Source organism: Tropicimonas sp. TH_r6, from assembly GCF_033101155.1.
GTDB lineage: Bacteria > Pseudomonadota > Alphaproteobacteria > Rhodobacterales > Rhodobacteraceae > Tropicimonas.
The window spans coordinates 1-14,174 of sequence record NZ_JAWMPX010000014.1 but is presented as its reverse complement, the minus strand read 5'-3'; the positions used below and the strand labels follow the sequence as shown (position 1 = coordinate 14,174).

At 62.6% G+C, this 14,174-nt stretch carries 13 protein-coding genes; 8 read left to right on the top strand and 5 right to left on the bottom strand.

Annotated features, from left to right (window positions below; all coding sequences use genetic code 11):
* Nucleotides 1-55 precede the first annotated feature (55 nt).
* Together R3X27_RS14260 and R3X27_RS14255 are read left to right on the top strand one after the other, a co-directional pair.
* Nucleotides 56-1,771: a multiheme c-type cytochrome gene (locus R3X27_RS14260; RefSeq protein ID WP_317709541.1), complete on the top strand. Its 1,716-nt coding sequence runs from the start codon at nt 56-58 to the stop codon at nt 1,769-1,771.
* Nucleotides 1,764-2,396 carry a cytochrome b/b6 domain-containing protein gene (locus R3X27_RS14255; RefSeq protein WP_317709540.1) on the top strand — a complete coding sequence of 211 codons (633 nt, stop codon included), beginning with the start codon at nt 1,764-1,766 and terminating at the stop codon, nt 2,394-2,396. The genes R3X27_RS14260 and R3X27_RS14255 overlap by 8 nt, the downstream gene beginning before the upstream one ends.
* Before the next feature lie 267 nt (nt 2,397-2,663).
* Here R3X27_RS14255 and R3X27_RS14250 read toward each other — a convergent pair whose 3' ends face one another.
* Nucleotides 2,664-3,548 carry an amidohydrolase family protein gene (locus R3X27_RS14250; RefSeq protein ID WP_317709539.1) on the bottom strand — a complete coding sequence of 295 codons (885 nt, stop codon included), beginning with the start codon at nt 3,546-3,548 and terminating at the stop codon, nt 2,664-2,666.
* Between the two features lie 210 nt (nt 3,549-3,758).
* The gene (locus R3X27_RS14245) at nt 3,759-4,013 is read right to left on the bottom strand and encodes a hypothetical protein (RefSeq protein ID WP_317709538.1); all 255 of its coding nucleotides are present in this window, start codon (nt 4,011-4,013) and stop codon (nt 3,759-3,761) included.
* 485 nt (nt 4,014-4,498) lie between these two features.
* Here R3X27_RS14245 and R3X27_RS14240 point away from each other — a divergent pair, with 485 nt between their 5' ends.
* Nucleotides 4,499-4,795, top strand: coding sequence for a hypothetical protein (locus R3X27_RS14240; RefSeq protein WP_317709537.1), 297 nt, complete (start codon nt 4,499-4,501; stop codon nt 4,793-4,795).
* A 61-nt stretch (nt 4,796-4,856) separates the two neighbouring features.
* Here R3X27_RS14240 and R3X27_RS14235 read toward each other — a convergent pair whose 3' ends face one another.
* Nucleotides 4,857-5,864 carry an AraC family transcriptional regulator gene (locus R3X27_RS14235; protein ID WP_317709536.1) on the bottom strand — a complete coding sequence of 336 codons (1,008 nt, stop codon included), beginning with the start codon at nt 5,862-5,864 and terminating at the stop codon, nt 4,857-4,859.
* A 245-nt stretch (nt 5,865-6,109) separates the two neighbouring features.
* Here R3X27_RS14235 and R3X27_RS14230 point away from each other — a divergent pair, with 245 nt between their 5' ends.
* From R3X27_RS14230 to cydB, 5 genes are all read left to right on the top strand, one after another.
* Nucleotides 6,110-6,274, top strand: a complete 165-nt coding sequence (locus R3X27_RS14230; RefSeq protein WP_317709535.1) for a hypothetical protein — start codon at nt 6,110-6,112, stop codon at nt 6,272-6,274.
* Nucleotides 6,275-6,365: 91 nt separating this feature from the next.
* A complete protein-coding gene (locus R3X27_RS14225) occupies nt 6,366-6,746 on the top strand; it encodes a hypothetical protein (RefSeq protein WP_317709534.1) in 381 nt (126 codons plus the stop codon).
* Entirely contained in the window at nt 6,743-7,957 is a 1,215-nt protein-coding gene (locus R3X27_RS14220) for an HlyD family secretion protein (protein ID WP_317709533.1), read from the top strand. The genes R3X27_RS14225 and R3X27_RS14220 overlap by 4 nt, the downstream gene beginning before the upstream one ends.
* A gap of 169 nt (nt 7,958-8,126) precedes the next feature.
* Nucleotides 8,127-9,515, top strand: coding sequence for a cytochrome ubiquinol oxidase subunit I (locus tag R3X27_RS14215; RefSeq protein ID WP_317709532.1), 1,389 nt, complete (start codon nt 8,127-8,129; stop codon nt 9,513-9,515).
* On the top strand, nt 9,512-10,516 hold the full coding sequence (cydB, locus tag R3X27_RS14210) for a cytochrome d ubiquinol oxidase subunit II (protein WP_317709531.1): 1,005 nt from the start codon (nt 9,512-9,514) through the stop codon (nt 10,514-10,516). The genes R3X27_RS14215 and cydB overlap by 4 nt, the downstream gene beginning before the upstream one ends.
* A 562-nt stretch (nt 10,517-11,078) precedes the next feature.
* On the opposite strand, the gene R3X27_RS14205 is transcribed toward cydB, so the two are convergent.
* Together R3X27_RS14205 and R3X27_RS14200 are read right to left on the bottom strand one after the other, a co-directional pair.
* Nucleotides 11,079-12,869, bottom strand: a complete 1,791-nt coding sequence (locus R3X27_RS14205; RefSeq protein WP_317709530.1) for a TRAP transporter fused permease subunit — start codon at nt 12,867-12,869, stop codon at nt 11,079-11,081.
* 73 nt (nt 12,870-12,942) lie between these two features.
* A complete protein-coding gene (locus R3X27_RS14200) occupies nt 12,943-13,902 on the bottom strand; it encodes a TAXI family TRAP transporter solute-binding subunit (protein WP_317709529.1) in 960 nt (319 codons plus the stop codon).
* Nucleotides 13,903-14,174 lie beyond the last annotated feature (272 nt).

Here is a 14,174-nt window from a genome sequence, read left to right as displayed (position 1 = left end):
CCACGAGGCGGCCGTTTTCCAAGAAAGGGACTGGATCTGGAAGGGGACGATCACAATGGCATTGCACCGGCTCGGCAGAGTGATGCTGGCGCTTGCCCTGGTGGGGGCAACGACCCTGCCATTGGCAGCCCAGGAGCAGGCGGCGGCATCCACCATTCCCAGTTCGACCGCGGATCACAGCCGGTTCGAGGAGTTGGAAGGTCCCTTCAAGAACGCAGGAGAGGTCAACGAGGCCTGTATGGGCTGCCACAATACCGGTCCGGAACAGCTTCACGGCACGGTCCACTTCACCTGGACGGCACCGCAAGCCGACGCCGCGGCGGACGCCCAGGCCCTGGGCATGCTCCATGTCGCCAACGGGTTCCTGCTCTCGACCCCGTCCAACGTCGACGCCTGCACCTCCTGCCATATCTCGGGCACGCGGCTGGAAGATCCGGCTATGCTCGATGCCTCCAGCGATCCCGTCGCGCCGGTCGATTGCCTGTCTTGCCACGAGCCGACAGGTCAGTGGACGGTTGCCAATTTCCATGAGAACGGCGCCGCCTGTACCATGTGCCACGATGAGCGGCTCAAGGGCGACACGCCAGAGATCAAGGATCTCGCGCTCTCCGCCCAGTCGGTCGGTCCCTCGACGCGCGCCTCCTGCGGCGCCTGCCACTTCGACGCCGATGGCGGACCGGGCGTGAAACATGGCGACCTGAACGCAGACCTGATCGAGCCCGCACATTCGCTCGATGTCCACATGGCCGCCGCTCCGGACGGCGCGGGTTTCACCTGTGCCACCTGCCACACCACCCGCGATCACGCGACCGCCGGCAGCCGTTACACCGGCGGGCCCGGGGACAGCCCGGATCGTCCGGCGATGACCGGGGCGGCGGCCTCCTGCCAGAGCTGCCACTCCGACGCGCCCCATGTGGCTGCGGAAAGTGGCGTCTGGATCGACCGGCATACCGACACCGTCGCCTGCGAAACCTGCCACATCCCGTCCATCGCCCGAGGCGAGACGAAAACGCGGGTGCTCTGGGACTGGTCCAGCGTTGGCGAAACGGATCGGCGGCGGCAACCCTATGTGGACAAGGAGAAGGACGGCACCGTTACCTATGCCTCCGAAAAGGGACATTTCGCCTGGGCCTCCGATTTCCGGCCAACGTTGATCTGGTCGGATGGCCAACTGGCCACGCGCCGGCCCGGTGACCCGCTGCCCGTTCCTGCGGCAGAGGAAGAGGAGCTTGAAGACGCGGTACGCGAGGGCGAGCCCGACGCGATCGGCGCGGCCTTTGCCGAAGCGCCCTGGATCGCTGCCTATGGCGGTGAGCCGCGGGGCGAAAGCTCTCGGATCGCCCCGGTCAAGGTGATGAATTCCGTTGTGCCCATCGACGAAGAGACCCGCGCCCTAGTCTCAGCCAAGTTCGCGGGGCGCGGTCGCGATGCCCTGTGGAACGATTTCCGCTGGGAGGATGCCGTCGAAGCCGGAATGGAGGCAGCCAGCGCCGAGTTCAGCGGCGACGTGACCTTTGCCCGCGTCCGGCAAATGATCCCCGTCAATCACATGGTCGCCCCTGCCGAACAGGCGCTTGAGTGCACCGCGTGCCATGCCTCCAACGGGCTGCTGGAAGATCTTCCGGGCGGCTTCGTTCCCGGGCGTGACCGGTTCGAGCCTGCCGTCAAGGTCGGGCTTCTGATCCTCGCAGGTACGCTTGCCGCCGTCCTGTTTCACCTGATCCTCCGGCTCGGCTTCGGGATGTTCTACAAGGGAAATCGTCATGGGTGATACGCCGTCGCAAGACCCACGCGGGGTTTATATCTTCTACCGGTTCGAGCGTTTCTGGCACTGGTCGCAAGCTGTGCTGATCCTTTTCCTGATGGCGACGGGGGCCGAGATCCACGGGTTCTGGACCTGGTTCGGGTTCGAACAGGCGCTGAACCTGCATATCTACACCGCGTTCACCCTCATCGTGCTTTGGGCTTTTGCCATCTTCTGGCATCTCGTCGCCGGACATTGGCGTCACTACGTCCCGACGACAAAGGGCCTTTGGAAAACGATCTCCTTCTATGCCACCGGTATCTTCTTTGGCGAACCGCACCCCTTCCAGCCGAGCCCGACGCGCAAGCACAACCCGATGCAGACCATGGCCTATCTGGGGTTCAAGGTGGCAATGGCGCCTGCGATGTGGATCTCGGGCCTTGGCTTGTGGATCTACGGCAAGTTTCCGGGCATGTATCCGGATGCCCTGCCGATCCTGTGGGTCCATACGCTCCACATCATGGCCGCCTTCCTGATCGCCGCTTTTCTAATCGCGCATCTCTACCTGATCACCACGGGCGAGACGGTTTTCGCGCAGCTTCGGGCGATGATCACGGGCTGGGACAAGCACGGCAAGGTCGACGAGGACTGAGACCGCCCGAGGCAATAGGCGGATCAAGCGTGGTCCCTGCTTGCTACGCTGCCACCCAATGGTTGCTCCCGGAACGAGCCCAAAAGGCGGTAGGTGCTGGATGATTGACGGATTCCGACCGCCCTAATTCTCACGGCCCCGACAGAACTTCGACGCTCGACAAGCCATCACTGAGGCGTCGACATTTTGCGCTGCAAGAAGCGTTTTTTCGCGAACCGCAGCGCGGGTTGCTCACTCCAAGCCGGTGCAGCGACTGTTTGAGACGCGTTAAGCGAACCCGTAGAGCCGGGCCGGGTTTTCGACGAGGATCCTCTGGATCGTTGTCTGGTCCTTTGTCCAGTCCGCGAGCTGGTCCAGAAGGTAGCCGTCATTCGGCATCTCCCGATAGTGCCACGGATGCGGCCAATCGGAGCCCCATAGAACCCGCTCGGGGGCCGCTTCCATGATTGCCCGCGCCACCGGTACAACGTCATCATAGGGTGGGGTGTCGCGCTCGGTCACGCGGTAGGCGCCGGTCATCTTGGACCAGCATCTTCCGTCCCGAAGCAGGCTCAGGAAGTCCTGAAACCCCGGAGTGGCGATCCCTTTTGGCATCTTCATGTATCCCATATGGCCCAGGACCACATCGGTGTGGAGACGCGCCAGATTTTGGGCGAGATTGGGGAACCGGTCGACATGTAACAGGAATTCCACATGCCAGCCGAGATCGAAAAGGCGTTCTGAGAAATCGACGATCTGGTCGAAACTGTCGAAAGGCATGCCGCCCTTGTCGACAAGGTTGAAGCGAACACCGCGGGCGCCAGCGGCGTTCCATGCCTCAAGGTCGCTGTCGGAGACATCGGGTTCCACGGCAACGATCGCGCGATATCTGTCCGGTGCTGTTGCCACCGCATCCATCATGGCGCGGTTATCGGTTCCGTAGACGCTCGGCTGGGTCAACACACAGCGTTCGATCCCGAGAATGTCGTGCATGCGCTGCATGGCCGAGAGCGGGGCATCTTCGGGCGTATATCCGCGTCGCGGCGAATATGGGTAATGCGCCTCCGGCCCAAACACATGCGTATGCACATCGCAGGCACGTGCCGGCATTATGAGCTTTGGCGCCTCGGTGTCCGCGACGGGCGGCGGGCAGGATGGAATGCTGTCTGTCACGTCTGAAACTCCCTTCGCGGCCAACGATCCTGTAACCGCCCCACAAAACCATTGCCCCGTCTGGGCATTCTCGCGCGGCGGCCATGCGTGTTTCGCGGATCCTATCGAACGGTGAGAGACGATAACAGCGTCTCTTGGCGGGCGCCGCTCAGTGAACAGGCCCAGGTTTGGGCGGGGTGGCTACAGGGAGCCAGCGTGCAGGGCGCTGGATCAGGGAGCCTTGGCTGGGTCAACCGGAAAGTCATAGCCGGTAGTGGCCATCGTCCGAGACGATGTTCCATAGGCGATCTGCGCGACCCGCGCCCCGAAAAGATCGCTGACATCGAGAATCAAGCACGGTCGGATCTGCGGGTAATCGTCATCGCGGGGTCTTGTCAGTGGAAAAGCGAACAAGACGATGTCGCCGCGGCTCAGACTGTCTTTCCAGTCCGCCGGCGCAGGTATCGAAATAGAGGCGTGGTACATGTCGTACTCCTTGATGGATGCAAGAGAAACGACACACACGACGCGCAGAGGTGATCCGCTCTACAAACACCAGAAGAAGGAGGTGGTTCCGCCGTGCGTGTCGCAGATAGCACGCACGGCGGAACCAGCGCATTGAACGGCATTCGCTAAGTCCGACTTGACAGAAGGCAGACAGGTCCAGTCCGATCGGGCGGAGCCAGTTTTTCAGAGCTTCTTCTGTCTGGATAGCGGACATCCATTCAAATCGCAGCAATCTGCAAGAAGGGCGGAAAGGAGCCATTCGCCGCGCAAAGAACCAATGGCCGGATGCTCCGAATTGCTTTTGGCGAGCGAGTTACCTGGCCAAGAGAACTACCCACTTCGAAATTCGTCCAGGAACAACAAAACCCTGTCCTGACGCCGCAAGAAAGCGGGTGCCGTTTCTACCAATTTCCAAGGCACAAGGCGGCCAATGGGGCTGCCGATCCAGAACAAGGCAGACACTCATGAAACTCTCTCCCATCAAACTGATCATCGCTCCGATCTCTGGCGCAATTCTTGTTGCACTCGCCGTGACGGCACAGGCCGATTACGTCACCGATCAGGCAGTCAAAGGCGCTGTTGCGGGCGCCACCATTGCCGGGGTCAGCGGTGGAAGTGTTGTAAACGGAGCGGTTGCAGGCGCGGCGGTTGGTGCCGTTGGCGGGGCAATCCAGAAGGACAATTTCGAAGACAATGTGGACGACGCCCGAGATCGAGCAGCGGAGCGCCGTGATGAATTCAGGGAAAACCAAAACGATTGAAGAAAAAACCGCAGCCGCGCGCCGAACAGCCGTTCGGTGCGCGGCCGCGATTTGCATTTGTCTACAGTTTCGAGCGCCGATAGCGTGCCGGCGTTTCTCCCGTCCAGCGTTTGAAGGCGACGGAAAAGGCTGCCTGATCGGCGAAATCCAGCGCGAAGGCGATCTGAGCGATGCTCTCGCCATTGCGCAGCAGGCGTTTGGCAAGATCGCACTGAGTGCCTTCGAGAAGCGCCTTGAAACTCGTCCCCTCCGCCGTCAACCGCCGTGTCATGGTCCGACGGGTCATGCCAATCTCGGCGGCAACCATGTCGCCGTTGGGCACCCTCCCGGGCAAGCGCTCCTTGAGGAGATCCGTCACACGTTCCGACAGGCTCTTCTCCGAAGCGGGGCGCGTGCGCATCTGGGTCTCCCCGTGCTGGCGCAAATGCCCCAGCAGGGCAGGGTCCGCGGTCGGGATCGGGAACTCCATTGCACCGGGCGGAAGCTGCAGCGCATAGCCAGCGCAATTCCCTTTCACGGCACAGCCCGCAAGCTCCGACAGATGCCTGCAATGATCGAGATCGTCGGAATCGATCTCCACCGAGATTGGCCAGAGGCCGTCAGCGGTAATCTGTTGCACACGCCGGAAAAGCCCGAAAACCAGCATTTCGCGATGCCTGGGATATTGGTGTGCCGGAATAACCTTGCTGCCCAGCGTGATTTTTGGCCCTGAAGCCGATTCCGTCATTCCGATCTGAACGTCCGGATCCTGCATGGCGTAGAACCGCTTCGAGAGCGTCAGGGCTTCTTGCAGTGTGGCGCTGGCACTCACCAGGTAGGCGACAAGCGTACCCGGAGGCCGGGTCGTGAGCCCGACACGAGCGGCAAATGTCTTGTCCTTGAGCTCCCGGCATGCCCGTTCGACAACATCCGCCTCATGCAGGAGTTCATATGTCGAGTCCGGGTTGTCCAGCGCCTCGGCAGAGGCCCCGGCCATCTCGAGCAACTCGGAGAAGGGAATGCGCGCTCCCGGCTCGGCGTCGTAGACCCGCGCGATCCCTCGGAGCCTGTATGAGCTGACTCTTGGCACCTGGCGATCTCCTCCCGTTGACCTCCGGATCGGTTCGTCTGGCCGATCGATGAATTCGATCAATTGTCCAGAACCCAAAAACAACTGTCCAGACCCCAAAGGAACAGATCGGCGTCAGCCTTTAGATCCGTGTCATCCAAGAGGGAAACACAGATGATCTATTACGCTCGCTACTACCGCCTTTGGGCAGCGCTCCAGTCGCAGTCCGGGAGCAAACCGCACCCCTTGCAAAAGGGAGCCCTGAGATGACGCCGGAATGTCAGGTTATTGTTCTCGATCTCCGGATCGAAATCCCGGTGAGGCAGGAACGCTTCGACTGTTCCGAAAGCCCGCCGGACGGCCCCCCGCTCCAGAACGACCCGGGCAAGGAGGGGCGGAAATGGGATCCGCCTTACCCGCCCTCGCGCTGAGCGCCGCTTCCCGGCCCCAAACCTTCCCAGCCAGTTCCAACCTCTCTCCCAATTGACCCAACGGGTCTCCGAAACTCCAAGGATTCAAAACGTGAAACCGCCCGCGAAACTCCTGACTTTCCTCTTCGGGGTCGTCTCGACCCCAGCTGCCGCCGCAGGGGGCGATCCCCGCTGGTGGGTCGCTCCCGGCCTCAATGACACCTACGCTTGGGTCGGCCTGGCCGTCTTCTTTCTCCTCATCCTGCTGGTGGCGCATCTCTACGCCCGGTTCGACCGCCACGTGGAACACCGCAACACCGGCTCGCCCTTGCGCACCACGATCCCGATGATGCTGACGGTTGCCCTCGCCTATGAACTCCTGCCGGCGCTCGGTCATTTCAGCATCCTGCTGCCCGCCGCCCTTATCCTGACCGCCGTTGTCCGCGACCTCATGCTCTGGTGGCGCCCTGAAGCCGAGGAAACAGTCCAATGATCGAAGTTCTTGTCACATCCTTCCCCTTCGTTCTGCGGGTGATCTACCTGCGTTGGCGGGGCATGCCGATCAATCTCTATAACGTGCACCGTGCGCTGGTCCTGTGGTTCGCGCTGGCGATGATGGTGTTTTTCGCCGTCTTCTACTACTACCCGAAATCCTATACCGGCCTCGTGCCCTTCCGCACTGTCCCGGTGGTCGCCGAGAGCGGCGGCACCGTCAGCGAGGTCTTTGTCCGTGGCGGCCAGAAGGTCGAGACCGGCGATCCTCTCTTCGCGGTGGAAAATGCCGCCCAGAAGGCCGCCGTCGAGATTTCGCAGCGACAGGTCGAAGAGATCGAGAGTGCCCTTGCGATGGCAGATCTCGATATCGAAGCGGCGCAGGCGGCCTTGGACGCGGCGTTGGCATCGAAGTCACAGGCCGAGACCTCACTGGCCGATCACGAGGCGCTCAAGGCCCGTGGCTCCGCGGCCTTCCAGACGAGCCAGCTCGAGCGGGCACTGACGACGGTGGAAAGCCGGTCCGCCGAAGTGCGCGCCGCCGAGGCCCAGCTCGCCGCAGCCCAGGTTCAGGCCCGCTCCGTCATGCCGGCCCAGCTCGCCACCGCCCGCGCCTCGCTCGACAAGGCGAAGCTCGACCTCGCGAAGACCATCACCCACAGCTATGTCGACGGCACCGTCGAGCAATTGACCCTGAATGTCGGCACCCGTGCGGCCCCGATGCCGATGACCCCCGCAATGCTCATCATCCCCGATCGCTCCGAGGCGGAAAGCGGCCGCATCGTCGCCGGCTTCTCCCAGGTCTCCCATACCGAGCTCTACGAGGGCATGGCCGCCGAGGTCGCCTGTGAAAGCAACTTCAACATCGGCATGCGCAACACGATCCTGCCGGCCCGGATCACCCGCATCCAGGACCCGATCTCCTCGGGCCAGATGGCCCCCAGCGGCAAGCTGATGGAACCGGCGGAGCGAGCGAAGCGCGGTCAGGTCGTTGTCCATCTCGACCTCGTCCACCCCGAGCACAGCGAGCAGCTCGTTCCCGGCAGCGCCTGTATCGTGCAGTCTTACACCACCAGCCTGAAGGGGCCGATGGAAGGCACGATGGTCGCCCACGCGGTTGAAGCCATGGGCATCATCAAGGCCGTGGGCATCCGCATCAAGGCCTGGCTCGGCCTCGCCTCCGGCATCGGTCTGGTTGGCTCGGGCCACTGACATGCCCTCCAGCGCCCGGAGCGATCCGGGCGCTGGACCCGTTCTGTCCCGCATCGCATCCCGCCGCGCCCGGCGGCGATCACGATCCGGGGATCGGCCGGAATGCCACAGGTCCGGGCAGAATCCCGTGCTATTTCTCAGGTCAACTGCTCCATTCGAGGAAACGCCGATGAACAGTTTCGCAGGCATCGACGCAGAAGTGCTGGCGCGCATCCAGTTTGCCTTCACCGTGTCGTTCCACATCATCTTCCCGGCCTTCTCCATTGGCCTTGCCAGCTATCTCGCCGTGCTGAACGGCCTCTGGCTCTGGCGAAAGGACGACGCCTATCTCGCGCTCTTCAACTACTGGAAGAAGATCTTTGCTGTCGGCTTCGCCATGGGCGTCGTGTCGGGCATCGTCATGTCCTACCAGTTCGGCACCAATTGGAGCGCCTTTTCCGACATCACCGGCCCGGTGCTCGGCCCGCTCATGGCCTATGAGGTGATGACCGCCTTCTTCCTCGAAGCGGGTTTCCTCGGCATCATGCTCTTCGGCCGCGAACGGGTCGGGCCGGGGCTGCACATGTTCGCCACCGCCATGGTCGCTGTGGGCACGGTGATCTCCGCCACCTGGATCCTCTCGGTCAATTCCTGGATGCAGACTCCGGCAGGCTACAGCATGAACGAGGCCGGCCAGTTCATCCCCGAGGATTGGTGGGAGATCGTCTTCAACCCCTCCTTCCCCTACCGGTTGACCCATATGGTGCTGGCCGCCTATCTCACCACCGCCTTTGCCGTGGCCGGGGTCGGGGCCTGGCACCTGCTGCGGGGCAACCGCACGCCGGAAGTCACGCGCATGTTCTCCATGGCGATGTGGATGGCCATCCTGGTGACACCGCTGCAGATCTTCGCCGGCGACGCCCATGGGCTCAACACGCTGGAGCACCAGCCGCAAAAGGTCATGGCAATGGAGGGCCATTTCGACAGCCATCCCGACGGCGCGCCGCTGATCCTCTTCGGCATTCCCAACGCGGCGGAGAAGCGCGTCGATTACGCCATCGAGATCCCGAAGCTCTCCTCGCTGATCCTCAAGCACGACCTGAACGCGCCGCTGGACGGGCTCGACACGATCCCCGATGACGAGGAGCCGCCCGTGGCCATCGTCTTCTTCAGCTTCCGCATAATGGTCGGCATTGGCTTTGCCATGCTGGGGGTCGGTCTCTGGTCCGCGCTGCGACGCTGGCAGGGCGGGCTCACCGAGGACCGCTGGCTGCACCGGGTCTGCGTGCTCATGGCGCCAAGCGGCTTCGTGGCCGTGCTCGCGGGCTGGATCACGACCGAGGTCGGGCGACAGCCCTACACGGTCTACGGCTTGCTGCGCACCTCGGACTCGCTCTCGCCGGTGGACGCGCCCGCGGTCGCGACCTCGCTGATCGCCTTCATCGTGGTCTATTTCGCCGTCTTCGGCGCCGGGACCTTCTACCTGCTGCGTCTCATGGGCAAGCCGCCGGCGGATGGGGCCGGGCCAACCACGGGGCCGGTGAGCATTACAAACGCACTTCCCGGGGAGACGGCATGATGATCGAGCTTTCCACCATCTGGGCGGGCATCATCGCCTTCGCCGTGCTGACCTACGTGATCCTCGACGGGTTCGACCTTGGCATCGGCATCCTCTTCCCCTTCGCGCGCAGCGACAAGGATCGCGACGTGATGATGAATTCGGTCGCCCCGGTTTGGGACGGCAACGAGACCTGGCTGGTGCTCGGCGGCGGCGGGCTCTTCGCCGTCTTCCCGCTCGCCTATGCGGTGGTGATGCCGGCGATCTACATGCCGATCATCATCATGCTTCTGGCGCTGGTCTTCCGCGGCGTCGCCTTCGAGTACCGATGGCGCACGGTGCGCGCCCGCTGGGTCTGGGACCTTGCCTTCCACGGTGGCTCGACCCTCGCAGCACTTTGCCAAGGGATCGCGCTCGGCGCGCTGGTGCAGGGTATCCCCATTGAGGACCGCGCCTATGCCGGCGGCTGGTGGGACTGGCTTACGCCCTTCTCCCTTCTCACCGGAGTGGCGCTGGTGGTCGGCTACGCGCTGCTCGGCGCGACCTGGCTCAACATGAAGACGACGGGCGCCCTGCAACGGCAGATGCACGGCTTTGCCCGACCGCTCATGTTCGCCACGCTGGGCCTGATCGGGCTTGTCAGCCTGCTGACGCCGCTCCAGGACCCGGTTTATCTCCAGCGCTGGTTCGCCTGGCCGGGCGTGATCTTCTCGGTTGCGGTGCCTGCGATCGTTCTCGCGCTGGCCTGGCGTCTCGACCGTGGCTTGCGTAGCTGGCAGGATGTTGCGCCCTTCCTCTGCGCCATTGGTCTCTTCGTCGTGAGCTTCATCGGCATCGGGATCAGCTTCTATCCGCACATGGTGCCGCCCGGCCTGACCATCGCCGACGCCGCAGCCCCTGATAGCAGCCTCGCCTTCGCCCTTGTTGGCGCAGTGATCCTGCTGCCGATCATCCTCGGCTACACGGCCTATGCCTACTGGGTGTTTCGCGGCAAGGTCGATCCCGAGGAGGGCTACCATTGATCGCCCTTCGACGATTGCTCTGGTTCGCTGTGCTCTGGCTTGCGAGCGTAAGTGTGCTCGGAACGGTGGCCTTCTTGATCCGGTTTGCGATTGCGTAACGCAACGAGGGCGTGCCCACCAAGAAGTTGTCCCAAAAGGTCGGGTCTGAAAGGAGTGACGTGTTGTAGAGGAGGAAAGGCAGGCGTTCATCCGAAACGGTCGTTCACTTTGCTCGGATCGAACGGCGGCCAAGGGCCGTTCCCGACGGCTACTTCTCGGCAAGCGAGAGCCATTCCTCGCAGCCGCAGAAACCGACAGGAAGGGCGGGGAACAGTCATTCGCTGCTGACAGAATGAATGGCCGGTTTCGTTCAGCCCTTGCGCTGCGGTAGCGTTCGGCTCGTATTGGGTGTGCGATTCACCACTGTGCTCCGGATCCGCCGGGGTCATTCTTCGGAAGGAACGCAAGGCACTCGGGTTGGTCCCAATCCCTTCATTCAAATCTGTTGCAGTCCGGCGGAATGGGCAGAAGGCCTCGCCGTTGCCAACTTTTGCCGTTCGAGCAATCGGGAGCCTGGTTGCGATCACAAGAACAAGCGCCCGAACAGGACTGCGCCGCCAGAAAGCAGGAACGCCGACTTGAGCAGAATGTTCGAGAACCCGATCAACCCGTAGGAAATCAGGCCAAGCCCCGTGCCGGTGATGCAAAAGGCGATCAACGCTCCAACGGGATCATGCTCCAGGTTGATGATCCCGGGGTTGGCGACCATCGAGAACGGGATGATATAGAGGCCGATACCGAGCGCCATGGCGGTCACGGCGACACGCAGCCAGTTTTCCCCAACCATTCCGGCAGCGATGAACACCGCGCCGCAGACCGGCGGCGTGATGGTGGACAGCAGCGCGAACCAGAAGACGAAAAGGTGTGCCTGCAGGGGTTCCAGCCCAAGCTGGATCAGCGCGGGGCCGGCAACGGACACACAGACCACATAGGCGGCGGTCGTCGGCACCTCCATCCCCAGGAGGAGGCAGGCGAGGGCGGTCAGGAACAGGGACGGCCAAAGCATCCCCCCCGAGCCCGACAGGATGACGGAGGTCAGCTTGACCCCCAACCCGGTGATGGACAGCACCCCGATCACGATCGACGCGCACAGGATGATCGAGGCGATCATCGACACCTGTTTGGCCGCCGTCAGAAGAACCTTCTCGAAGCGTCTGGCCGTTCTGCCCGGATCAAATCTAAGATCCTTGCCAAGGAACAGCAGAAGGGCCGCGGCCAGGATGGCAATGCAGGCCGAATACTGCGGGGTGAACTTCCAGTAGAACATACCCAGCAACAGCACGGTGAAGGGCACCAGGAAGAAGCTCGACGTCACGATGACATCGCGTCCCGAGGGCTGGTCCTCAACGTTGATTCCGCTCAGGTCGAACCGGCGGGCGTAGGCGTTGATGCCGATCCAGACCGCGATGAAGAACAGAAGGGCGGGTAGCACCGCAGCCGCCATGATCGAGGTGTAGGGCGTTCCCGTCAGCTCGACCATCACGAATGCACCGGCCCCCATCAAGGGAGGCATTATCTGCCCGCCAGAGCTTGCCACTGCCTCGACTGCCGCGGCGAGTCGTTTGGGGTACCCGAGGTTGGTCATGGCCGGCAGTGTGATCGCGCCGGTTGAGGCCACATTGGCCGAGGCCGATCCCGAGATCGACCCGAAGAGCGCCGAGGAAATCACCGAAACCTTGGCCGCGCCGCCCTTGAGATGCCCGGCGGCAAAGGCGGCGACGTTCATGAAGCCGCTCCCGGCCTCGCCGGCATTCAGGACAGCGCCAAAGATGACGAAGATTGACACGACGCCGACGGAAACAGCGGTCAGGCTGCCCCACAACCCGCCCTCGGCAATGGTCATGGTCCCCAGGAAACTGTACAGCGGCGCGCCGGAATGGCCGAACTCTCCGGGGATCAGATTGCCGAACAGCGCGTAGAGGAGCGCGATTGAGGCCACCATCGGCAGCGGCCAGCCAATGGCGCGCCGTGCGGCCTCGATCACGGTCACCAGCAGGACAATGGCGATCCCCAACTGGAACCGGGATTCCAGAAAGCCATATTGGTCCGCCAGCATGTTGTGGTTGAAAGCAACCCAAAGCGCTGCGCCGGACCCGAGGATCGTCAGCAGGGTCCCGGTCGCAAGGCCCAAGAGGCTTTTCGGTTCGAACAGGAGAATGAACGGCAGCACCAGCGCCATGTGAACCGGCCGGCTGACCAGGTTGGGCACAAGCCCCCAGAAGATCAGGCCGAGATGGAACGCAACGAGGCAAAAGGCAAGCGCCAACCACAACGCCTTCCCCGTCCGGCCCCACTGGAACGTCTGCTCTTCCATCGCCTGCCTCTCTGGTCTGGTTGCGCGAAAGGCGTTCCGCGCAACCGATTGGTCTTGCGCCGTCAGGGGCGGATCACATCTGCTCGGGCGTGAGTTCGATGCCGGCTTCCTTGTAGTAGCGGGCAGCGCCGGGATGAATCTTTCCGGAGATATTCGCCATGAGCCCGTCTGTCACACCGTTCCACCAGGGGGCGGCACCGGCCATGTCTGCCTTCGCTTCCCAGAATGCCTTGGTCAGCGCGTAGGCGGTGTCATCATCCATCTTGGTGGTCGTGTAGGTGACCACCGGCAAGGAGGTCGTCGTGATATCTGCCTCCTGACCGGCATAGGTTCCGGCGGGAATGGTCAGCCGCGTGCGCTTGGTGGCCGCGACCTGCTCGTCATCCAGCGACAGAACCGTAACCCCGGTCGAGGCAGCCGCTTCGACAACGTTTGGAGCGGGCCAGGAACCGGCGGTGACAAAGCCGTCGATCTGGCCGTTCTTCAGGGCCGGAACCGCATTGGACAGCTCGACATCCGCAATCTCGACCTTGCCTTCAAGGCCGAAGAGGCCAAGATACTTTTCACCTTCGCGAGCCCCGAAAGAGCCTTTGCCCAGCAGGATCGTCTTGCCTTCAAGGTCTGCAAAGCTGGTTGCGCCACTGTCGGCGGACATCACGAAATGCATGGTCAGGGACGGGATCGGGAACAATGCCCGGATCTCGTCGAAGGATGGGTCACCCTTACCTTCGAACATCGCCTTGCTGCCCTGGGCGAGCTTCACCAACACCGGCGGCGTTGTGAACACGTAGTCGCCGCCGCGCGCGCGAACCTCCATCACGTTCTGGGTCGACCCTTGGCTTTCCTCGACGGTGACGATGATATCGCCGCCCGAAGCGGATTTCATCGCCTCGGCGATCTGAACGCCCATCTGGTAGTAGGAGGATGTCGACTTGGCGGATTTGTAGGTGATGCGCGTTTCGGCGTTGGCGGCACCAGTTGCCATGATGCTCGCGGCGGCCAGAATGGCGGCAGGTTTCAGTATCTTGAACACGTTGCTCTCTCCCATTTTTTCCAGAGTCATCTTGCGCATGGAGGGCGAGTATTCAAGCGGCGTGGCCCGATGGAGGCGCGTTCCGGTGACGCGCCAGTTGCTGTGGAACAATACGCGACGGGGTCACAGGGGCCATTTTGGCCTGACCGATCTGCGTGCGGTTCGGTTTGCCGATGACGACCTGTGTGGCTGGATCATCGGCCGGCAAGGAGGGCTTTGTTGCACAAATCGGATCAGGGATTCACTGTGTGAATCCAGCCTGATAGCTGGAA